The sequence below is a fragment of the Acinetobacter sp. RUH 2624 genome (genome assembly GCF_000162375.2).
GTDB classification, from domain to species: Bacteria; Pseudomonadota; Gammaproteobacteria; order Pseudomonadales; family Moraxellaceae; genus Acinetobacter; species Acinetobacter nosocomialis.
On sequence record NZ_KI391939.1, the window covers coordinates 3,233,220 to 3,255,488 of the forward strand.

The window sequence follows — 22,269 nt, forward strand, 5'->3', positions numbered from 1 at the left end:
AGAGACAAGAGTTAACCTTTAAACCATTACACATCAATTAAACAGGCAAACATAGAATAGCCATCAATCGTCATTGGTGGGCCTGTACGATGGGCGCGAAAACCAGCAGCACGTAATAAACGCTCTACACCTAGAGGAGAGGTCGTAATAAGTTGTTTGGCCCCTTGTTCTCTTGCAAAGTTAATCGCTTCTTGCAAAATTGCAATAGAAACTGGCGATGACACTGCTTGACTTGCTGTTGTAGGCGGATTTGAAAAATCTACGGCTGAAAATCTTGATAATTCCCAAATTTCTGGGGAACACGGGAGAGGTATTCCATTAAGTAATTGAGGAAATATTTCACCAAGTAAATACGGTTGAGTCGTAGGTAGTAATCTGGCACAGCCAATAATATTAGAGTCTCTATCTTGAGCGACCACATAAGCTGTATCGACTTTATCAAATTGATCGAGTTCTTCATTATGTGGGCAGTTTAACTCCCATCCTAAATGCTCAACAAATACCTTATAACGGTAACTTTTAAATTTGCTATATAAGCCTTCTGAAAAATTGTTTTGAAATCCAGCAATAATATTCACTACAAGTGCTTCCACTTATTTTTGATGTGACTTTACTGAACAGCTGGAAAGGCGGTAACTGTAAAAATTTACAGGTTTCTAAGAGAAATTCAGACTTACTTTAGACTTGATTAAGCTTGTATTGATTTGAGCATAAATGAATTGTTCCCAGAACAAAGTATCTATCTTCCTTTTGATTAATGTTTCAGTGCTATCAAATCCAATATCTGTACCAGATATATCAACAATCATAATATTGCTTCTAGGCAGACCAGTTCGTTTTAAAGTAACAAAACCGTTTTGTTCAACGAATTCCCAGTCCCATCCTGTACTTAAAGCAGGCGTTTTTAATGTCGCCCATTCAGTAAAACCATAATAAACAATTTGAGATTTTTCAATTTGGGTTGATTCAACGATAGATACAACGTGTTGAAAAGGGTAATTCATGAGTTGGTTCTCATTCATACGAATAAAACCATCTGTCGAAATTGAAAAATGAGGGGTAATGTTGGCCATGCTACCTGTTCAAGTACCCTGAAATAGAAATCTTTTGATAAATACCATAAATTATTGCCAATTAAATACTGTTATGTTTAACAGGTTAAATATAATTTGATGCCCTATATCGTTAAGCTATTCTTATTGGAAGATTATTCAAGTATTAAGGTTGGCTAAAGTAAAAAATGATTATCTTGTAGTTATAATATAAAAAATGCTTTTGACAATGCTCAATTGACTTACTTTTTTTAGCTTTTTTAGGTGGCTTTTATACTTGTTATTAAAACAATAGTTTTAACTAAAATAAGCCACCATGTAATTATTTGATTTGCTAAATAATTATTTATTTTTTTAGTTTGAATATATAATGATTGGTAAAATTATATTTCTTGGATCATTGTTGAAATGTATTATTTAATTAAATTAATAAAATATAATTTCAAGATTAAATAATGAGCATTGTTTTTTTATTTTAAAAACTATGTTTTTTGGAATAAAATGCATCCTGTAAAATTTAATTTTTTCAAGCATAATCTGTATATTGAATATAACAACCTTAAAGGCTTTCAGAAATTTAGTTTATCTGAATAATTTACAACCATTTGGGCTTAAAAGTGTTGTTAATTGGATGATGAGTTCAAAATCTGCAATTGAGAAAGTAATAAAAGAAGATGAAGTAATGGAAATATTTTAACAGCCTCGTAATCTTTTAGATTTTTGTAGAGTTCTATTGAAATAAAGGTAAAAAAATAGCCCTACGCTTCAATTTAATTATTTGGATTCACAAGAGATAACTGAACAAAAAATAATTTCTGAATGGAGCCTAATGAGAGCAAATGGAAAGTTGGCAAGAGGATTTATTATCAGCATTTTTGGTCGTAAAAAATGAAGATGAATTGTTTGAAGTAGTCAAATCTACAGCGTCAAAGCTTGGATTTGATTATTGTGCTTATGGTATGCAGTCACCGCTGTCTATTGCTGAACCAAAAACAATTATGTTGAATAATTATCCTCAGGCATGGCAAAAGCGCTATATAGAACAACGTTACGTGAAGGTAGACCCTACTGTGCAGCATTGTATGGTATCACTTCAACCTCTTGTCTGGTCGAGTCAAAATGCAAAAACACAAGAAGAAAAAGATTTCTGGGAAGAGGCGCGTTCTTATGGTTTAAATGTCGGTTGGGCTCAGTCAAGTCGTGATTTTATTGGGACGAGAGGGATGTTAACACTAGCAAGATCCACCGATCAATTATCAGAAAAAGAGCAAAAAGCACAATATACAAATATGTATTGGTTGACCCAAACATTGCATTCCAGCATTGCTAAAATTGTCAATGATGTAGAGTTTTCTCAGTTCAACCTTTATTTAACGAACCGAGAAAAAGAAGCTTTACGTTGGACAGCAGAGGGAAAAACCTCAGCAGAGATTGCTCAGATTATTGGGGTTACTGAAAGAACTGTAAATTTTCATCTTTGTAACTCGATGCAAAAATTAAATGTAAATAATAAAATTTCAGCAGCTATTCGAGCAGTAATGCTGGGACTTTTGTAAAAAGATATATAAAGAATATAGAGTATTATAAAATAAATAATTATATGATATTTATTTAAATATTTTATAATATGTATTTTAAGTTTTTATTTTAAAAATTTAATCTATGAATTTAAAATAATGAGTAACTTTATTATTTTTAAATAAAATTATTTATAGTTTATTATAATAATGTATAAATTAAATTTTAATTATCTGAAATAAAATTAAATAGGCGGTATTAATAATTTAATCTTAAAAGTAAAATTATACGAGAGTTGATATTATTTGATAATTTATCTTTAAAAGAACTATAAATTATATCTCATATAGAAACTAAAAAAATTAAAACAAACGCAGCAGAAGAAAAACTGAGTAATGATCTGAAGATTAAAAAATTTTACTTAAGAGTATCTAAAAGTAGATCAAAGAATGGTCGCTTTTTTAATTATTTAAAAGTTCTTAAACTATATAACTGAATAAAAAATAATTTTTAAAAATATTTTAGCTTCTTATTTTTCAATAAGTAACATCTAACCTGTAAACCCTTACAGGTGTAATAAAGGACACTTGTGCATAAAATATAATGTGAATTTATATTTTAAAGAAAAAGTATATTCATTTTTATTAAAACCTCCAACTAGAAATTAATTTCTGAATCAGCAGGTTTTAAGGGTTAATTATAATTAATCGGAGTAAGTTATGGCTGTAATGTGTACGGATAATATCATTGCAACTTTGGAATCCCACGCGAACCTAAATGGGGGTAAGACTGCTTTTGAGTATTTGGGACGCCAATCTGGTGGGATTCAATCTCTAACGTATGCAGATCTGAATAAGCGAGTTCAACACCAAGCTCAGATATTAATGAACCTTGTAGACAGTGGTGATCGTGCAGTCTTGCTGTTCGAACCGGGGCTAGACTTTATCGTATCGTTCTTTGCTTGTCTGAAAGCTAAAATTATCGCAGTACCAGTTAGCTTGCCGTTTAATCGTAATGGTTTTTCTAATATTTTGAATATTATGAATGACTGTGAGCCAAAAATCGTGCTCACAACAAAAAAGATTCTTGAGTTATCGGGCCTAATTACATTAAAAGCTCAAAATGAAAGTTTAATACTACATGCTGTTGATACGGAATTTCAGCGTGACTTGGCGGAAAAGGATTTTCCTTATATTGATGCAGATGATGTTTGTTTCCTTCAATACACTTCAGGATCGACCGGTTGGCCTAAAGGTGTAATTGTCACCCACAAAAATATTATGGCAAATGAAGCCATGATTACGGAAGCTTTTTGTACACAACCTGATGATATCGGCCTTACATGGTTGCCTGTTTATCATGATATGGGATTGATCGGCTCGGTTTTGCAGAGCGTGTATGTGGGGATAACTTGTTATGTAATGTCGCCTCTGGACTTCATACGTAAACCGCTTAAATGGCTACAATTTATTAGTGAAAAAGGCGTCACGATCAGTGGTGGTCCAAACTTTGCGTATGAGTTGTGCTTGCATCGTATTTCAGATGAAGACGCAGCAACGCTTGATCTGAGCCGCGTACGTGTACTATTTAACGGTGCAGAACCAATCAAAGCGCATGTCATGCAGCGTTTCATGGAGAAGTTCAATACTCAGTCCAAACTGAAACTAGATACTTTCTTGCCATGCTATGGCTTGGCGGAAGTGACGCTCTTAGTCAGTGGTGTGACTGGCCCTCTCAATGCAATTTCTCTTGATCGTGATAAGTTGAATGCTCACTTGGTACAAACCAGTCAGGATCAGACCGCGGTGCAAGTGGTGAGCTGTGGCAAGATCTCGGCGCACATTGATTGCCGCATAGTTAATCCGCATACCCATAAAGAAGTAGCAGCTCATGAAGTTGGTGAAATCTGGCTAGCAGGAGAGAGTGTCACTGCAGGCTACTGGCAGAAGCCTGAGATCAATCAGGAAACCTTTGAAGCAACGATCCTTGATGAAGCAGGTCAGCCAAGTAAAGAATATTACTTAAGAACGGGTGATATGGGCTTTATCAAAGATGGAGACCTGTATGTAACTGGCCGTCTTAAGGATGTAATTATTATCCGTGGCAAAAACTATTACCCACAAGATATCGAATGCTCTGTTGAAATGGCACATCCTGCTGTTCGTAAAGGCTGTGTTGCAGCAGTGAACTTTGCTGATTCTGAGGGTGTTACGGTTGTACTTGAGATCAAGAAGAAGTCATTAAACAAGACTCTTAATTTTGAAAACATCAGGACTCAGGTTAAAGAACAAGTGGCAGCTGATATTGGCTTGCCTGTAGAAGGGGTCTATTTATTGCATCAAGGCCGAATAAATAAAACGACTAGCGGCAAAATTAGAAGAAGAAAAATTAAAGAACAGATCGAGCGAGGTCAGCTGGTCTGTTTGACCCATCCAAACCGTAGAACGGTGATTGCTCGAAATTATATCAAGAACGGCTTAGACGTCATCCGTGATCGTGAGCAGCGGGGGCAGTTGATTCGTTATAGCTCCAATCTACTCAACTCAATGATCAAGGAACGTGAAGTGCGCACGCTGATTTTTAATCGTCTGAAAAGTGCTTTGTTTTAACCCTTACCCTTTAATCATTTGAGTGAAAATTCATGTCACTTACTTCCAATTTGCGGCAGTTTCAATCTGCTGCTCGTCTGGAGCAAATTTTAGGCTCCGTACATGATACCAACAATGATTTTTCTTGGTCCGCTGCCATCGAGCGTGATGAAAAGGAACAGTATCCTCAGCGTGCTGTTGATTTTCTGAATGCGGTGGGCATGAACCGTTTCTATGTACCTTCAGAACTTGGGGGGCGCATGGAAATTGGTGAAGAGTTGTTATATCTGCATCGTGTGTTAGCACGACGTGATCTAACCATCAATTCGACCTATAGCACGAATGCTTGGTCTGTGATCGTATGGATCGGTGGTAATGCGAATCAATGTCAAAACATCGCTAACCGAATTTTAAGTGGTGCTGCGCCAGCACTAGCTTATAGTGAAAAAGCACATGGTGCAGATCTGTTATCTAGTGAAGTGACTGCACAATCTGGTGAAAGCAAGTATGTCTTAAATGGCGAAAAATGGTCGATCAATCGCGCCACTTTAGGTGACTCTTTAAGTCTGATTGCTAAAACATCGAATGATCGTGGACCGCGTAGTTTGAGTGCATTTTGGCTCGATAAGCGTCAAATGGCTTCGAAAGGAACGTATAGTTTGAACCGTCTGCCAACGGTGGGTATGCGTGGTCTAGATATTAGCGGTATTGGTTTCAATGATGCTGAAATTCACAAAGACGCTCTAATCGGTGAAGAAGGTCAGGGCTTGGAGCTTGGTCTCAAGACACTACAGGTAACACGCGCATATTGCAGTAGTTTCTCGCTCGGAGCGGGTGACACGATGCTACGTATCGCGACCGAATTTGCTATTGAGCGCGAGTTATATAACAAAAAAGTGATAAACATTCCGCTAGTGCGTGAGCAACTCGCCACCGCCTATGCTTATCTTTTAGCGGTTGAGGTGTTATCACTCGTTGGTGCGCGTGGATTACATGTTTGTATCAATCAATTCAGTACATGGTCACCAATCGTCAAGGTCGTAGTACCTGAGTATGTAGAGTCGCTTGCCAAGATCACTTCTTCAGTGCTTGGCTCACGTTTTTTCTTAAGAAATGCATATGCTGATGGAATGTACCAAAAAGCATTCAGAGACCATCTGATTGTTAGTGTATTTGATGGTAGCAGTACCGTCTGTCTAGACAGCCTGAGTTTTCAGCTCAAGTCTGCCAATAAAGGTCGCAGTAAAAAAGCCGACCATCTCAATCAAGCCGACGCTAAAGCACGCTATCGCCAGTTGTATGACTTGCAGGTAGAGACAGGTGCTATTGATTTTCGTGAGCTTGAGATTTTTAACCGAGATGGTGACTTGGTAATGGAGTCGCTCGGGACAATCATCGAAATGCTCAACAATACCGATGTCACAGCAGGATTGCCTGCCCAAACGCTTTCTACACTACGTGAGCGAGCAAACCAGTTGCTTGTTGAACAGCGCTCATTGGATCAAAAAATTCAGGATTACTTTTCAAACTCTGAGCAAAGCAACGAATTTGAAACGCTGCGCTTTAGCCTTGCCCGTGGCTACGCCGAGCTGTTTGCCCGCATTGCTGTGCTGGGTTTCTGGGTTTTTAACCGTCATGGTTTAAGGCCTGCTTTGCAGGATGGTGCATGGCTGATCATTTTCTTAAATACCGCCGAAGGAGAGACATCTCCTCCTATGGCATCAGTACGTGAAAGCACATTGGCAGATTTGCTAGACCGAATTTCAACTAACCATATGTTATCTGTTATCGATTTTGCATTGGCACCGCGCGATGCCAAACCAGTTAAAGAGGAGATTACCCCATGAATAAGGATAAAGCTTACTGGAGCGCGATCATTCGTACACTAGTAGCCAAAGAAATGCGTGTAGAGCCTGAGACGATTGATCCAGAGCAAAAATTTACCAGTTATGGTCTTGATTCGATCGTTGCTTTGTCTGTCTCTGGGGATTTAGAAGATCTGACAAAACTGGAACTTGAGCCGACATTACTATGGGATTACCCAACAATTAATACATTGGCCGAATATCTTGTTTCTGAGTTGCAACAGGGAGTTGCTTCATGAATAACATTGCACACCTAGAGCCAAAAATTCTGTCACGTCACGCGATTTCTGCAGAGCAGCTTGGTATTTGGTATATCCAACGTTTTGAGCCAACTTGCAGTGCCTACAATATGGTGGTGGCCTTTGATGTAAAGGTCAATCAACCATTAGGCAACAAACCGATGGAGATTTTGGAAGCGGTGATGGATGATTACCCGCTATTGCGTGTAAGCATGCCTGCCAATGAACAGGGGATTGAGCAACTTATCTGGGATCGCGTGTATCCTAATATTATTTTCACTGATGCTCGACATGTTGAAGCTTCTGATTTGACGCAATTGGTTGAACAAGATACCAAGCAACCATTTGATCTGACTCAACCACCATTGTGGCGTATTCATTGTTATGAACGTGGTCAGAATCATTATGTGGTTGCAGTTGTGATTCATCATGCCTTAATGGATTTCTGGTCAATTGGTCTGTTGCTGCGTGATGTCTGCAAGCGCTTTGGACTAATTACAGAGTCAAATGCAGTAGACGGAATCGAGTTCGCACAGTATGCGGATAAGCAGAAGAACAATGCGACCGACGATGCTGATGAAAGCCTACTTTTCTGGAAAAATGCGTTACAGCACGCACCACATGTGCATAGTATTCCGCTTGATTACCCACGTCCAGCTGTGCAGCAACATAAAGGTAGCTCGGTGATTTTCCGTGTGCCTGAGTCAGTATCATCTGGGCTTGTGAGCTTGGCGAAAGATTATGAGATCACTTTGTTTGGTCTTGTACTATCTGGCTTTTATATCCTACTGAACAAACTATCAAATGAAAATAATCTAGTTATTGCCACAGCAGTAGCAGGTAGACTTGAGCGTTCTTTGCGTAATGCGCTTGGGCAATTTGTCAATACAATAGCTCTTCATGTGGACATTGATGCTGATCAAACCTTACGCCAATTTACGCAACAGGTCCAAGAACAATTAAAACAAAGCCTAAAACATCAAAAAGTTGCCTTTTCTAGAGTAGTTGAGGCTGTCTCACCAAAGCGTGATGGCAGTATTAACCCATTGGCTCAGGTGGGAATGTTCTGGGAACGTCTAGGCGGCATGGATGAGTTTAAGGAACTACTCTTACCAATCCAGAATCCAGCTACATTAGTTGGTCAAGACCTGACTTTAGGAAGCTTTCCGGTTCGCCAGCAAGAAGGTCAATTAGACATTATGCTGGAAATGGGGGGTGAATATCAGGGTGAACTGGTTGGTGTACTGAAATACAATTCCGAAATATTCTCTGCAGAGTCTGCCGAGAATATGGTGCAACTGCTGCAAATCATACTATCGGAGATGGTGACCCATCCTGAGCGTAAGCTCATTGAGTTAGATATTGCTCCTAGTTATGCGAATAACATCCAGCTAGGCTATCTACATGGTCAGGTTACGGACTATTCTAAGCATGATTTATTGGCAATGATTCTGAAGCAGATTGACGAGCGTGGTGACAACTATGCTACGACCTGCAGAGATCATGCTGTCAGCTATCATGAGTTAGGTCAGCATATCGCTGGTATCGCTGAATATTTGCGTGCACACAATATTACCAATGGTGATCGTGTAGGTCTGATGTTAGACCGTACTACGCTATTGCCTGCTGCAATCCTCGGAATTTGGGCGGCAGGAGCAGCATATGTGCCATTAGATCCTAGTTTCCCAAGAGAACGTCTGCATAACATCGTAGAAGACGCTGAACCTAAAGTCATCTTGACTCAAGCTGAGTTAATGGATGCTGTTAATGTTTCTGTGCCTCGTTTAGATATTAATCAAGCTGGTGTTGTACCTCTTGAGCAAGTGCGTGAGACACTTGCCTTTGGTGATACCGCTTATGTGATGTACACCTCAGGTTCGACAGGGAAGCCTAAAGGCGTGCGTATTGGGCATCCTTCAATGGCTAATTTCTTGCTGTCTGTGAATGATAGGCTGCAAGCAACGCCAGATATGCAGTTATTGGCGATTACAACTTATGCCTTTGATATTTCTGTTGTTGAGCTATTGATTCCGTTGATGTACGGCGGTGTGGTACACGTCTGCCCACGTGAGGTATCGCTAGATGGTAACTTGCTGGTGGACTATATGCAGGCGAAGTCGATCAATATTATGCAGGCAACACCAGCCTCTTGGAAAATGCTTTTAGATAGCGAGTGGAGCGGTATTCCAGGTATGACTGCAATTAGTGGCGGCGAGGCACTCGATCCTATACTTGCAGAAAAACTTTTGGGCAAAGTAAGTTGTCTCTGGAATATCTATGGCCCGACCGAAACTACGGTATGGTCGAGTGCAGCCCACATTACCGATGCAAAATTGATTGATTTAGGCCAGCCAATGGCGAACACCCAGCTCTATGTTCTTGATGAACAACAGCGGTTGGTCCCACGCGGTGTTATGGGAGAGCTCTGGATTGGAGGTGATGGTCTAGCAATTGATTACTGGCAACGACCTGATTTGACAGATGCACAATTCAGAACCTTACCATCTCTACCAAATGCTGGTCGACTTTATCGTACTGGAGATAAAGTCTGTTTGCGTATGGATGGGCGTTTGACCCATCACGGACGTCTGGACTTCCAAGTCAAGATCCGTGGATTCCGTATTGAACTGGGTGAAATTGAGAATGTTCTCAAACAGATCGATGGTATTACAGATGCCGTAGTATTGGTTAAGACCACTGCCGACAACGATCAGAAATTAGTAGCTTATGTGACTGGACATGACATTGACATGGCAGGTTTGAAAAAGACCCTGCAACTCCATCTCCCAGCTTATATGGTGCCAAGTACGTTTATCCGATTGGATGAATTTCCAATGACGGGTAGTAACAAAATAGATCGTAAGGCGTTCCCTGAGCCAGTGTTTGAGCAGAGCAATGATTATGTTGCACCACGAGATTCGATCGAAATCGAGCTATGTACTACCTTTGAGCAGATTTTGTCAGTTAAGCGGGTGGGTATATATGATGATTTCTTTGAGTTAGGCGGGCATTCATTACTTGCGGTGAAGCTTGTCAATCATCTCAAGAAGGTATTTGGTACCGAATTATCAGTTGCCTTACTAGCACAGTACTCCACTGTAGAAAGTTTAGGCGAGATCATCCGTGAAAATAAAGAAATCAAACCTTCCATCGTAATCGAATTACGTCGTGGAACCTATGAACAACCGTTGTGGCTGTTCCATCCGATTGGTGGTAGTACTTTCTGTTATATGGAGCTTTCGCGTCATCTCAATCCGAATCGTACTTTACGTGCTATTCAGTCTCCAGGATTGATTGAAGCAGATGCCGCTGAAGTAGCCATTGAAGAAATGGCGACACTCTATATTGCTGAAATGCAAAAGATGCAGCCTCAGGGGCCTTATTTCCTCGGTGGATGGTGCTTTGGTGGTGCGATTGCATACGAGATCAGTCGTCAGTTGCGTCAAATGGGGCAGCAGGTCACAGGGATTGTCATGATCGATACTCGTGCTCCAATTCCAGAAAATGTACCTGAAGATGCCGATGATGCCATGCTCTTGTCTTGGTTTGCTCGTGATTTAGCTGTCCCTTATGGGAAAAAGTTGACGATCCCAGCGCAATACTTGCGCGAATTAAGTTCAGATCACATGTTTGATCATGTGCTTAAAGAAGCTAAAGCTATCAATGTTATACCTTTGGATGCTAATCCATCAGATTTCCGACTTTACTTTGACACTTATTTGGCTAATGGCGTCGCACTCCAGACCTATTTCCCAGAACCTGAAGATTTTCCGATCCTCTTGGTCAAGGCTAAAGATGAGATGGAAGATTTCGGGGAAAGCCTCGGTTGGGATCAACTGATCAAAGATACGCTTACACAAGTGGATCTGCCTGGTGACCATTCATCGATTATGTTCGCTGAGAACGTGGCGGCTGTGGCCCAGACAATTGATCAGATGTATCCAGTTCCTGCATAAAAAATATAAGAAGGTAGAACCACTATGGTGACCATAGAACATGCTTTCCTCATGCCAGGCGATATTGACAAGGTCTTTAAATATCTTGCCAACCCGGGTCATGATGCAAGCTGGCAATTGTCATGTAAGCATTCTGAGCTACTAGATAATACTCCGCGTGTGGGCAGTAGGTATGAAATCGGTTTGACCTTTGCTGGTCGTGAGTTGGCCTTTAAAGGTGAAATTACCCATCTGGTACCCAACGAATTATATGCCTTTCAAGTGCTAGAAGGACCTTTTCTCTATACGGGTACTTACCACTTTAAACCGCATCCAGAAGGTACATGGATTGAGTGGCTTTTTGTGGCGGAACCAGGCGGCTTTTTTGGTGTCTTTCCCGATGCACTGCTAAAAAAGATGGTTCTTGCCCAGTTCAAGAAAGATCTTATTAATCTCCAAGCACTGGCTAAAAAGGGTGGAACCTATGAGGCAGTGAGTCAGCAAGCACAGGAGATCGAAGAACCGTCGCAAGAGATCGAAAAACTATCGCAGGAGATCGAGAAGCCATCACAAGAGATTGAAGAGCCAGAACAAGAGGCCGATAAAAAATCACACGAGATCGAAACACTACTTCAAAAGACTCATCCAGTGATGGAAAAATATGCGCGTTGGATTCTCAGCCATCGCCGTATTGTGCTGACCGTAGTCATGCTCTTAACGATTGTCTTGGCATATCTCGCATCGGGCGTAAAAATTATTATTGATCCGGGCGCACTTGCACCTAATGGGCATCCTTATATCACCTCGACCAAACTGATCGAAAAGAAATTCGGTTCCAAGTATATGGTCGTGATCGGCATTACACCGAAACAAGGTGATATTTATCAGCCGCAAGTATTAGAAAAAGTTAAACATATTACCGAAGAAGTTGACAATGCACCTGGCGTAGTTCGTTCTACGATGATGAGTCTGGCTGCACGCCAAGCCAAAGGGATCATGGCTAATTCGGAAGGGTTTGATGCCAAGAAATTATTGCCAACCAGTTCTGTAATTCAGGACGATATCGATCATTTGAAAAAAATGTTGGCAATGAACCCGACCTATATGAATTCAGTCGTATCTAAAGATCAAAGAACTGCTGCAATTTTGCTTGAGCTTGAGGAAAGCCCGGAAGGCTTCCAGAAGATGATGGCTCCAATCAACAAAATTGTAGAGAGCGAACAATCCAAAGATATGACCATCAGTGTTGGTGGCAATCCCGTCTATCTCGATAAAGCTGAAGATTATTCTAAGCGTATCAATATCTTGTTCCCAATTGCTGTGTTGGTGATCGGTTTATTGCACTTTGAAGCATTTCGCAGTAAGCAGGGGTTGATCTTGCCACTCGTTACAGCTTTGCTGTCTGTGGCATGGGGTATGGGCATGATGGGCCTATTTAAACAGCCGATGGATATTTTTAACTCACCTACACCAATTTTGATTTTGGCCATCGCAGCAGGTCATGCCGTACAGTTGTTAAAGCGGTACTACGAAGACTTTGACCGCTTGCTTGCTCAAGGGATGGAGCCTAAAGCTGCCAATAGTGAAGCTGTTGTTCAATCTCTGGTCCGTGTGGGTCCGGTTATGATATTGGCTGGCGGAATTGCAGCAGCCGGGTTCTTCTCTCTGTTAACTTTCAATATTCCGACTATTCGTTCATTCGGTATTTTTACTGGGATCGGGATCATTAGTACACTCGTGATTGAGATGACTTTTATTCCGGCACTGCGCTCGATGTTGCCACCACCTTCTGCTACGAAGGTCAAACGTAAAGGTCTACCGATATGGGATTGGATTCCAAACCGTATTGGTGATGCTATTTTGTCAGTTCGTCCGCGAATGATGTTAATGACTGCGATTGCGGTAGTAGGTGCCTTACTTGCTATCGGTACCAGCCGTATTGTAGTAGATAACGATAGTCGAAATTTCTTCTCGCGTGACCTACCAATGCAGCAAGACGACAGATTTTTGAATCAGTCTCTTGGTGGAACAAATAGCCTATACATTATGGTCGATACTAAAGTTCGTGATGGTATCGAAAACCCTGAAATTCTCAAAGCAATTGATAATACAGAAAAGTTCGCGAATTCAATTCCAGAGGTCGGTAAAACAATCTCTATTGTGGACTATATCAAACGGATGAATCAGGCCATGAATGCCGATCAGCCACAGGCATTTCAGGTTCCTGCAACCAAAGATGTTGTCGCTCAGTATTTACTGTTGTATTCAATGTCTGGTGAGCCGACGGATTTTGATTCCTACATTGATACCACTCAGCGCTATGCCAAGATTACGATTCTGATGAAAACAGGTAGTAATCATCGCATTACAGAAATCCTTGAATCGTTAAAAACTTATATGGCAGGTCAGTTCGGTGATAAAGCTGTAGTAAGTTTTGGTGGTGACGTGACTCAGACTATTGCTTTAACTGAAACAATGGTTCACGGCAAACTCTTTGTTGAGTATGATTTAAGTCATGACTTTAAGTTGGACTCTCTACTAACGGATGCTCAAAAAAAGATCCATGTTGTTTATCATCTTGCAGCATCATTTAATTGGGGCATTAGCAAAGTTGAAGCTCAGCGTACGAATGTTAAATCAGGACTTGCTCTGATTGAATGGGCTGCGACATTGAAACAGCTTGAGCGATTTATCTGGATTGGTGGATATCGTGTCGCTACCCCGCCGCAAGAGTCTGCTGATGATTTGTATTATAAATATGGTGGTTACGAAGCTTCGAAAATTTTAGGGCATCAAGCTTTTATTGAGACATGTAAGCGTTTAAATGTGCCATGGACCGCAATAAATCCGGCGACAGTCATTGATGGTTTTTATACTTATGGTGATATGCAATATATTGGTATTGCCGAAATGATTGATAAGTTATATCAAGGACGTCTGCTGGCGCTGCCTGGTGGGAGTGATACATTCCTGCCACTGTGCAATATGCAATATATCGTGAGCTTTCTCATCCGAACGATATCTTTTCCTGAGACTATTGCTCAGGAGTATGTATTACTTGATCCTGCGACACCTAAATGTCATCGTCTAGTTAACCTAGCTGCCGAGCACTTAGGGGTTAGCGCACCACATTTGCAAATACCTAAAGTTCTGCTCGAGAAATTACCTGAGGTATTGCTTGGTGGCTCAAAAGAGCAGCTCGCTTTTATTTCTAATGAAAACTATCATGTCGCTGAGACAGAAAAGATAGCTGTTAAGATGGGTATCGCAGACCTAATAAATACCAGTCCTTATTTTTCTCGTTGGATTGATCGTCTGGTACTTACACGTTTTGGTCGTATGCAAGCTCCAACGCCTAGCTGTTTCAGCTATCAGAATCGATATTGGACAGAAATCTATACTAAACAACCAGTTGGTTCAGAAAAATCTTCTGCATTATTTTTACACGGTATTCCATTCGATAGCACATGTTGGCTCCCAATCATTAATAAAATCACCTATGATCAGGTCGCTATGATGGACCTACCTGGACTTGGGCGTTCAGGTAGTTATGAGATAATGGAAGATAACAACCATCAATTTATTGATGTTGCTTCAAAGCTTTTAGCACCAAATAGTGTTGTGATTGCTCACTCGTTAGGGTGTCTTTTCGCATTAAATCTTGCAAAGAAATATCCAGATAAAGTTGCTCGCCTTATCCTGATATCACCTTATTTTGTTCAGGCGCGGGCTGCTAAAATATTCCAAATACAGGCCATCTCTAATTTAATTTTCCGTTTTGTGCCGAAAGATATCATTGCTAAAGATCTGCATCCAGATGGACAAAAAAATCCGTCAGTGGGCTATGCGATGGATTCATTATGCCGTGTACCAGTATCTAAGCATATTAGCGAGTATATGCATCTCGTTAATTTGCCACAGCAACGAGCCGCTCAAACTACTCTGCTCAATGAGCTTCGATCTAAAGTCGAGATTATTATTGGAGAGAAAAATCCAATTGTTACCCCAATAAGTCCTGATATTCCTGTACATATCATTGCTGGCGCAGGTCATAATCCACACATTACCCATGTAGAAGCGGTTTATGATTACCTCACACCGGTTCTGACAAAGTATATCAGTACTACAGCACAACTTAGTGATGTCTGATATACCCCAAGTGCAGGTTTATATTTGCCCAGTTTCACGGGTACCAGATAACCATCTCATATTGAGTCATTATCTCAGCTTTCTCAATGCCGCAGAAAAGTTGAGATATGATCAATATCTTCCTCAGGCAGCACGTCTTTTCTTAATTTCTCGTGTCTTAACGAAGTCTGTTCTAGCAGATAAGCTGGGTATTTCAGCCCATCAAGTCAATATTCAATTACAACCGAACGGCAAACCTTTTGTACAAGGTAGTAAGACGATTTATTTTAATCTTAGTCATTCATCGGACGTTATTGTCCTTGCTGTGACTGAAGAAGGGGAAATCGGTGTTGATGTTGAACGAGTGAATCGAGAGTTCCAATGGAAGCGGGTTGATAGCGTTTTAGCGGCGAGTGAAATGGAGTGGATTCAGAAAAATGAACCGATTGACCCATTCAGCGTATATCAGCGGTTTTTTCAAATATGGACCTTGAAAGAAGCCTATATTAAATGTACTGGTCAAGGAATGAGTAGCCATTTAAAGAAGCTTAATTTCCATGTCTTTTCTGAATATATAAAGTTTTTTGATGCAACTAAGGATACTCAAAACACAGAACAATATCATTTTCAAAGCTATGTTTATGATTGCAATTTTATCTTTTCCATATGTTTACAGCAGAGCCACCATATAGAACGCTTTAATATGGACTGTTTCCAATTATTGCCGTGTATATCTATGCATCCAATGAAGCCGACACCTTGTAGATATAACTAAATTAAATGGATATAACTGACAATTTAAAAAGGTGAATCGGGTAGAAGCTAGAAAGTCTTTCGTTGGACTTGAACCGGGTTCTTCTCAGTAAGTTATGCTGTGAATTGATAAAGTAAAAAATAAGGATCGATAAAAAGAAAAAAGCCCCAGTCTTTTGACTAGGGCTTTTTAAATTTGGAGCGGGAAACGAGACTCGAACTCGCGACCCCAACCTTGGCAAGGTTATGCTCTACCAACTGAGCTATTCCCGCATATATGAGCAGTTTTTACTAAAACTTTCTCAAAAAAAACCAATTTGGAGCGGGAAACGAGACTCGAACTCGCGACCCCAACCTTGGCAAGGTTATGCTCTACCAACTGAGCTATTCCCGCGTGCCGCTTATAATACATTAAGCAAAACAAGGGTCAACAACTTTATGCAAATAATTATGCTGATTGCATAAAATAAAAACAGAAATGAGTATTTAGAGCCGTTTTTATTGATAAGTTGCCGAATAAATAGACATTTTGTTTGAAGTCAAAGCGTACAAGAGCAACTTTTGTTTGTGTGTAGACAGGGTATACTAGGTCTAAATATACGAATAATCGTAAAAGGAAAAGCTATGAGCCTTGAACAACAGTTGATTGAACGGTTACAAACCCTTGCACCTAGCCATTTAGAAGTCATTAATGAGTCTGCTGGCCACGGTGGATATTTTCCAGGTAAAGAATCACATTTTAAAGTGATTGTAGTGAGTGAAGAGTTTAACGGCTTGCGTTTGGTTCAACGTCATCAAAAAGTTTATGCCTTGGCTTCTGATTTAATGAATCCGGGACAAATCCATGCTTTAGCAATTCACGCTTATTTACCAAGTGAGTGGCAAGGTCAAGCGCCAGCGAGTCCAGAATGTGCACATGCACCTAAGAGCTAAGGGCTTAGTTTATGGACGCACATTTACTCACTAAAATTATTCATATGACTGCGGTAGCAGCCGCACTTATGGTTTTTGTATTACGCGCTTCTACACTGTTTATTGGTGTACAAGGTCAACAACCTAACCCAGCAGGGCGTAAAGTGTTAGTTGCTTTACAGCATTTGTCATTTACTGTGGTTTTTATTACTGGCGCAATTTTACTGGTGATGAAGAACTTTCAGGTCCAGCCGTGGTTTTACGCTAAAATTATCTTATTTTTAGTGCTCTTATCATCATTAATGAAAGCCTTTAAAAAGGATGACACTATTTTATTAGCCCAGCGCCGTGCGGGTTTGGTTATTAGTGCAATCGCATTTGTTGCCATTATTATTTTGGTCATCGTGAAACCGGTTTTTGCTTAATTGTTCTACATTCTTTGCCTTTTTGCTTAAGCTCTAGGTTAAACTGCATACAGTAAAAAAAATATGTAGAGGGAAACATGTTAACTCGTGTGGTGTTTAACCAAAAAGGCGGTGTAGGGAAATCAAGTATTACTGTAAATTTGGCTGCAATTAGTGCCAAACATGGCTTAAGGACCTTGGTGATCGACCTTGATCCTCAAGCCAACTCTAGCCAATACCTTTTAGGTGAAGAGGCAACATACGCTGCTGATAAAGCAGTTTTAGAACCAAATATTGAAAACTTCTTTGAAGATGTGCTGGGGAATAATCAACAAAAAGGTCTAATTGGTAATGCTATAGGCTCAATTTTAAAAGCCCCTCGTAATAAAGATCTCGACAGTTTTGTACACTCAACATCTTTTGCAAAACTAGATGTGCTTCCGGCTAGCCCTACGCTCGGTGCTCTTGAACATGCACTTGAAAGCAAACATAAAATTTATAAATTACGTGATTCAATTCAAAGCTTAATTGGACGATATGACCGCATTTATATTGATACACCACCAGCTTTTAACTTTTTCACCTTGTCTGCTTTAATTGCTGCAGATAAAGTTCTGATTCCTTTCGACTGTGATGTATTTTCAAAGCGTGCGTTACAAACATTGATTGAAAATGTTCTCGAAACGCAAGATGATCATAATGACCGCTTGGAAATTGAGGGAATTGTGGTGAATCAGTTCCAGTCCCAAGCAAAACTACCGCGGGAAGTGGTTCAACAGTTAAAAGATGAAGGTTTACCTGTACTTAATAGCATGTTACCACCATCAATTTTAATGAAAGAATCACATCAGAAAAATTTACCTTTGGCTCACTTGGCGCCAGAACACAAATTGACTCAATCTTATGAGGCATTGTTCAGCGAAATTGAACCAAAACGATAAGAGAAAAATGATGAAAGGCTTATATCTTGTGCCTTTGGCAGCAGCCACTTTACTATTGGGCGCTTGTGCCACGACGGTAAAACCGACTTATGTGTCTCCGACACAGTATCAATCTTTGAGTTGCCAACAACTGCAAAGTGAATATAACCGTATTCAACAATATATCGACAATGGTGTACAGACTCCAAAAAGTACAGGTATGGGTGTTGGCGTTGGACTTGGTGGCGGCTGGGGACGAGGCGGTTGGGGATTCGGTCCATCCATCTCTGTCAACATGGGGCAATCTTCTTCAACCAAGAACACTGAACTTTCACGTGTAATGGGTCAACAAGAGGCAATTGTTCAGGCTGCTCAGTTTAAGAATTGTCCAATTATTATTCGTAAAAAGGCGAAATAATAGTCAATTTTGAATCACAATATGCTAATCAAAGCATATTGTGATGAATAAAGTTTAGCAAAATGTTTCATAATAAAATCAATATAAATCAAAAGCTTTTTTAAAATATAACTTTAAAGTGGCTGTATTTTTTCTAGTCAATATACTCACTAAACTTGCTATATTTTGCCTATTTCGTTTAAGGTTGCCGCATCTTTATCAATGTGGAAACTTTATGATTGAAAGCTGGTTTTTTGTATTAGCAATGTTGGCTGTTTTGCTTATCCCTGGTCCGACAAATGCATTACTTGCAACCGCAGCTCACTCACAAGGTTTATCTAAAACATTCTGGCTTATTCCAATGCAATGGTTAGGCTATGCCTATGGCATCAGCTTTTGGGCCGTATTTATTCATTTAGCAGCTCCAGTCTGGCCAGCGCTGCTACTCATTTTGCATATTACGAGTGTGCTATATGTATTCTGGATGGCATTCCGTTTATGGAAAACCACACATTTACAACAGTTTAGCCAGAACCATCGCAATATTCGCCCACGTCAACTATTCTTCTCAACTTTAAAAAATCCTAAGTCCTTACTGTTTGCAGCTGGTATTTTCCCAGCTGAAACATGGAATTCGCCCGAAAATTTTCTTATGGTCTTTGCTGCTTTTACGTTGACCCTTATTCCTGCTGCGAGTTTCTGGATGATTTTTGGACGTGCTTTATTAACGGGTTCAATGCAGAAAATAAAAGCCGATCATTTATATAAAGGATCGGCCATGTTACTCATTTTGTGTATGCTTCCGGTGGTATTTCGTTTCTTCTAAAGGAACCCTTAAACGTTAGCTTTACGGTTCTTTAATTTTTCGCGGATAAATCCAATAATACCTGGTAGAACACTAATAATAATGATGCCGAAAATAAGATGGGTAAAGTTATCTTTTACAACTGGCATATTTCCAAATAAATACCCTAACGTTACAAAAGAAGCCACCCAACAGAATGCTCCAATTAGGTTGTATGTCAGGAAAAACTTATAATTCATACTACCAGCACCGGCAACAAAAGGGGCGAAGGTGCGGGCAAATGGAATGAATCGAGCAAAAATAATTGTTTTGCCACCATGACGAGCAAAGAATTCTTGAGTTTTTGTTAAATGCTGTTTGTTAATGAGTCGGGAATTCATTTCAAACACACGTGGACCGATAAAACGACCAATATGATAGTTCACAGTGTCGCCTAAAACTGCTGCAATAAAAAGTAGAGTACCCAGTAACCATGGATCCATCTTACCCGTAGATGCCGCAAAAGCACCTGCTGCAAACAATAAACTATCTCCCGGTAAGAACGGCATGACCACTAGACCGGTTTCGACAAAAATAATTAAAAATAAAATGCCATAAATCCAGACTCCGTAATTTGTAATAAATTCGGCGAGATGCTGGTCAACGTGTAGAATAAAATCAAGAAGTTCCATGAGATGATTAAGTGGTAAACCGTGCTTAAATCCTAGCAGTGAGCCTATCGAAAGTCAGTATAAAACATCAAAAATATACAAATTGATCATCCTATTTGTGCAACGATATATATGGATTTTGAGTATTTAATTATCAATGTCCCAAACCTAGAATGAGTTCATCAACAAATAAGCATTTAAATAAAGGTGGCTGTATGTTTAATCCAAATGTGGTGGTCAAAAATATCGTAACGCAACCAGGCGCGGATAGTTTCATTAGCCTTGTTGCTCGTCTTCTTATCGCTTACATCTTTCTTGTTGCTGGTTGGGGGAAAATTACCGGTTATGCTGCAACTGTAGGTTATATGGAAGCTATGGGTGTTCCAGGTGGAATTCTACCATTAGTCATTTTGGTTGAGTTCGGTGGTGGTTTAGCTTTGTTATTTGGTTTCCAAGCGCGTTTTGCAGCTTTTGGTCTAGGAATCTTTAGTATCTTGACTGCATTCTTGTTTCACCAAGGTGGTGCTGATGCAGCAGCGCAATATAATAATGGCATCCATTTTATGAAAAACTTTGCAATGGCAGGTGGTTTGTTCTTCTTGATGCTTCATGGCGCTGGACGTATTAGCTTAGACCATGCAATTGAAAAATAATATTCAAGACAAAATAAAACCGGATGAGCAATTCATCCGGTTTTTTTATATTTAAAAATTAGAGCATAAACTGGATTTGTAATTCCCCAACAACAAAACCAAGTACGGCGCCTACTGCAATGAGTGCCCACTCATCTTCTTTGAACGCGGGACGCAACATCCCTTCAAATTCGGATGGTGTTAATTTTTGCATACGTTCAATTAAAGTACTGCGAATATTCATCGCATCTTCTGCATAAGACTCAACATATTTCATCGTTTCTGGAAGCTGTTGCATAATACGTTCTGCAACCTGTGTTTTCATATTCTGGTATTTTTCGCCGCCAATTGCGTATACAACAAGTGGGCGAATTACACCTGCTTGCATGTCAATTTCCTGTTTAACATGGCGGTTAACCAACTCAATTACACGTGCAGAGTGAGTACCAGAAAACAACTCTTCCATCATATGACGTGAAGTTAAAAGCTGTTTGGAAATTAAGGCTGCGTAGTCAGCTGCTACTTCATTTTGACGTTTAATAAATAGACCTTGCCATGTATAGCCCAATATCTTTTTCGGATAGAGCGGTCTAAACATCATTTGTAGAGCAATCCAGTCACTAAAGAATCCTACAAATCCACCAAAGAGCGGTAGCATCCAAGGGTATTTGCCTTGAGTAATAATCCAGCACAACATTTGGATTACACCAATTCCAAAACCGAATACAAAACCAACGTTACTGAAGAATTTAAATTCTTGTTTGCCTACACGCTTAAAAATATTGTTGAGTAGACGTTTATCTTTAAGCAAGTTGCTAATCACCAAATGCTTAATATCAAAATATCGATTTACGTCACGTTGCACTTCACTCATGATGTGCTCGACAATTTCCGGTGCTTTTGATTGCACTCTACGGATCAGTCTTTGGCGGGCAAACTCAGGCATACCTTCCCATAAACCGGGCTGATACTCTTGCGCGACCTCACGTGTAATATCTTCTGCTGCTGCCATTAATGGTTTTTCAATTTCTTTGGCAATACGCTTTGGGTCAAGGCGAGCAAAAATTTCTTCGGGTTTAATCAGCTTGGCTGTCATGAGTTCAACAGCAATGGTTGCCATTTTTTCAGCTTTACGAGGCACGATACCTTGCCAGCCAAAAAACGGTTTAATACCTTTAAATTCAAGTGGCGAGAACATCATTTGAATGGCAATCACTTTAGTGACATAGCCAATTAAACCACTCATGAAAGGAATAGAGACATACAACCAAAAATGTTGCTGGAAATCTGCAATCATAGTTTGAAGCATTGTTGTTCCTTAGATTTCTATTGATTTTGATATGGGGCAACAAGCCATAAAAAACGGATAACTGTTCAAGGACAGACAAATATCGCTAATGGTATTTACCTTTCCATGGTAATGCCTGTTTTATCGGGTCATCTTAACATCAAATTCACGACGATGTTGCAT

At 40.0% G+C, this 22,269-nt stretch carries 17 protein-coding genes and 2 tRNA genes; 13 read left to right on the top strand and 6 right to left on the bottom strand.

The annotated features are described in order from the left end of the window. Positions 1-26: 26 nt before the first annotated feature. Positions 27-593: an acyl-homoserine-lactone synthase AbaI gene (abaI, locus tag HMPREF0014_RS21790; protein ID WP_006581256.1), complete on the bottom strand. Its 567-nt coding sequence runs from the start codon at positions 591-593 to the stop codon at positions 27-29. A 63-nt stretch (positions 594-656) separates the two neighbouring features. Further along, positions 657-1,073, bottom strand: coding sequence for a DUF4902 domain-containing protein (locus HMPREF0014_RS21795; protein WP_006581257.1), 417 nt, complete (start codon positions 1,071-1,073; stop codon positions 657-659). 818 nt (positions 1,074-1,891) lie between these two features. On the opposite strand from HMPREF0014_RS21795, the gene abaR reads away from it, so the two are divergent. The 7 genes from abaR (at position 1,892) to HMPREF0014_RS21825 (ending at position 16,100) form a co-directional block, all read left to right on the top strand. After that, positions 1,892-2,608, top strand: a complete 717-nt coding sequence (gene abaR, locus HMPREF0014_RS21800) for a LuxR family transcriptional regulator AbaR (protein WP_006581259.1) — start codon at positions 1,892-1,894, stop codon at positions 2,606-2,608. 681 nt (positions 2,609-3,289) lie between these two features. Then, the gene (locus HMPREF0014_RS21805; RefSeq protein WP_006581260.1) at positions 3,290-5,179 is read left to right on the top strand and encodes a fatty acyl-AMP ligase; all 1,890 of its coding nucleotides are present in this window, start codon (positions 3,290-3,292) and stop codon (positions 5,177-5,179) included. 50 nt (positions 5,180-5,229) lie between these two features. Continuing rightward, complete coding sequence (locus tag HMPREF0014_RS21810; protein ID WP_082187657.1) at positions 5,230-7,005, top strand: acyl-CoA dehydrogenase; 1,776 nt, start codon at positions 5,230-5,232, stop codon at positions 7,003-7,005. Beyond that, on the top strand, positions 7,002-7,262 hold the full coding sequence (locus HMPREF0014_RS21815) for an acyl carrier protein (protein WP_002054205.1): 261 nt from the start codon (positions 7,002-7,004) through the stop codon (positions 7,260-7,262). Before HMPREF0014_RS21810 ends, HMPREF0014_RS21815 begins: the two co-directional genes overlap by 4 nt. Then, positions 7,259-11,218: a non-ribosomal peptide synthetase gene (locus HMPREF0014_RS21820; RefSeq protein ID WP_006581262.1), complete on the top strand. Its 3,960-nt coding sequence runs from the start codon at positions 7,259-7,261 to the stop codon at positions 11,216-11,218. The genes HMPREF0014_RS21815 and HMPREF0014_RS21820 overlap by 4 nt, the downstream gene beginning before the upstream one ends. A 24-nt stretch (positions 11,219-11,242) precedes the next feature. After that, a complete protein-coding gene (locus HMPREF0014_RS26365) occupies positions 11,243-15,346 on the top strand; it encodes an alpha/beta fold hydrolase (protein ID WP_006581263.1) in 4,104 nt (1,367 codons plus the stop codon). Further along, complete coding sequence (locus tag HMPREF0014_RS21825) at positions 15,339-16,100, top strand: 4'-phosphopantetheinyl transferase superfamily protein (protein WP_020992355.1); 762 nt, start codon at positions 15,339-15,341, stop codon at positions 16,098-16,100. Before HMPREF0014_RS26365 ends, HMPREF0014_RS21825 begins: the two co-directional genes overlap by 8 nt. A 175-nt stretch (positions 16,101-16,275) precedes the next feature. Here the strand turns inward: HMPREF0014_RS21825 and HMPREF0014_RS21830 are convergent. Together HMPREF0014_RS21830 and HMPREF0014_RS21835 are read right to left on the bottom strand one after the other, a co-directional pair. Next, a tRNA-Gly gene (locus HMPREF0014_RS21830) sits at positions 16,276-16,351 on the bottom strand. A 45-nt stretch (positions 16,352-16,396) separates the two neighbouring features. Continuing rightward, positions 16,397-16,472, bottom strand: a tRNA-Gly gene (locus HMPREF0014_RS21835). A gap of 230 nt (positions 16,473-16,702) precedes the next feature. Here HMPREF0014_RS21835 and HMPREF0014_RS21840 point away from each other — a divergent pair. From HMPREF0014_RS21840 to HMPREF0014_RS21860, 5 genes are all read left to right on the top strand, one after another. Further along, positions 16,703-17,011, top strand: a complete 309-nt coding sequence (locus HMPREF0014_RS21840; RefSeq protein WP_000051228.1) for a BolA family protein — start codon at positions 16,703-16,705, stop codon at positions 17,009-17,011. An 11-nt stretch (positions 17,012-17,022) separates the two neighbouring features. Next, positions 17,023-17,415, top strand: coding sequence for a SirB2 family protein (locus tag HMPREF0014_RS21845; RefSeq protein WP_006581265.1), 393 nt, complete (start codon positions 17,023-17,025; stop codon positions 17,413-17,415). Between the two features lie 77 nt (positions 17,416-17,492). Then, positions 17,493-18,335, top strand: coding sequence for a ParA family protein (locus tag HMPREF0014_RS21850; protein ID WP_002054248.1), 843 nt, complete (start codon positions 17,493-17,495; stop codon positions 18,333-18,335). 10 nt (positions 18,336-18,345) lie between these two features. Beyond that, positions 18,346-18,732 carry a hypothetical protein gene (locus HMPREF0014_RS21855; RefSeq protein WP_002054173.1) on the top strand — a complete coding sequence of 129 codons (387 nt, stop codon included), beginning with the start codon at positions 18,346-18,348 and terminating at the stop codon, positions 18,730-18,732. A gap of 214 nt (positions 18,733-18,946) precedes the next feature. Next, complete coding sequence (locus HMPREF0014_RS21860; RefSeq protein WP_004883927.1) at positions 18,947-19,537, top strand: LysE family transporter; 591 nt, start codon at positions 18,947-18,949, stop codon at positions 19,535-19,537. Between the two features lie 8 nt (positions 19,538-19,545). Here the strand turns inward: HMPREF0014_RS21860 and HMPREF0014_RS21865 are convergent, their stop codons facing one another. Then, positions 19,546-20,187 (bottom strand): DedA family protein, encoded by a 642-nt coding sequence (locus HMPREF0014_RS21865; RefSeq protein ID WP_006581267.1) that lies wholly within the window; start codon positions 20,185-20,187, stop codon positions 19,546-19,548. Between the two features lie 194 nt (positions 20,188-20,381). On the opposite strand from HMPREF0014_RS21865, the gene HMPREF0014_RS21870 reads away from it, so the two are divergent. Further along, on the top strand, positions 20,382-20,819 hold the full coding sequence (locus HMPREF0014_RS21870) for a DoxX family protein (RefSeq protein ID WP_004711072.1): 438 nt from the start codon (positions 20,382-20,384) through the stop codon (positions 20,817-20,819). A 58-nt stretch (positions 20,820-20,877) separates the two neighbouring features. Here HMPREF0014_RS21870 and HMPREF0014_RS21875 read toward each other — a convergent pair whose 3' ends face one another. Beyond that, a complete protein-coding gene (locus tag HMPREF0014_RS21875) occupies positions 20,878-22,095 on the bottom strand; it encodes a DUF445 family protein (protein WP_170318172.1) in 1,218 nt (405 codons plus the stop codon). Between the last annotated feature and the right edge of the window lie 174 nt (positions 22,096-22,269).

Bases quoted from the DNA above. Each gene is read 5' to 3' on its own strand.
- HMPREF0014_RS21795 (WP_006581257.1), bottom strand. From the start codon at position 1,073: ATGGCCAACATTACCCCTCATTTTTCAATTTCGACAGATGGTTTTATT.
- abaR (WP_006581259.1), top strand. From the start codon at position 1,892: ATGGAAAGTTGGCAAGAGGATTTATTATCAGCATTTTTGGTCGTAAAA.
- HMPREF0014_RS21805 (WP_006581260.1), top strand. From the start codon at position 3,290: ATGGCTGTAATGTGTACGGATAATATCATTGCAACTTTGGAATCCCAC.
- HMPREF0014_RS21815 (WP_002054205.1), top strand. From the start codon at position 7,002: ATGAATAAGGATAAAGCTTACTGGAGCGCGATCATTCGTACACTAGTA.
- HMPREF0014_RS21820 (WP_006581262.1), top strand. From the start codon at position 7,259: ATGAATAACATTGCACACCTAGAGCCAAAAATTCTGTCACGTCACGCG.
- HMPREF0014_RS26365 (WP_006581263.1), top strand. From the start codon at position 11,243: ATGGTGACCATAGAACATGCTTTCCTCATGCCAGGCGATATTGACAAG.
- HMPREF0014_RS21825 (WP_020992355.1), top strand. From the start codon at position 15,339: ATGTCTGATATACCCCAAGTGCAGGTTTATATTTGCCCAGTTTCACGG.
- HMPREF0014_RS21840 (WP_000051228.1), top strand. From the start codon at position 16,703: ATGAGCCTTGAACAACAGTTGATTGAACGGTTACAAACCCTTGCACCT.
- HMPREF0014_RS21845 (WP_006581265.1), top strand. From the start codon at position 17,023: ATGGACGCACATTTACTCACTAAAATTATTCATATGACTGCGGTAGCA.
- HMPREF0014_RS21850 (WP_002054248.1), top strand. From the start codon at position 17,493: ATGTTAACTCGTGTGGTGTTTAACCAAAAAGGCGGTGTAGGGAAATCA.
- HMPREF0014_RS21855 (WP_002054173.1), top strand. From the start codon at position 18,346: ATGAAAGGCTTATATCTTGTGCCTTTGGCAGCAGCCACTTTACTATTG.
- HMPREF0014_RS21860 (WP_004883927.1), top strand. From the start codon at position 18,947: ATGATTGAAAGCTGGTTTTTTGTATTAGCAATGTTGGCTGTTTTGCTT.
- HMPREF0014_RS21865 (WP_006581267.1), bottom strand. From the start codon at position 20,187: ATGGAACTTCTTGATTTTATTCTACACGTTGACCAGCATCTCGCCGAA.
- HMPREF0014_RS21870 (WP_004711072.1), top strand. From the start codon at position 20,382: ATGTTTAATCCAAATGTGGTGGTCAAAAATATCGTAACGCAACCAGGC.
- HMPREF0014_RS21875 (WP_170318172.1), bottom strand. From the start codon at position 22,095: ATGATTGCAGATTTCCAGCAACATTTTTGGTTGTATGTCTCTATTCCT.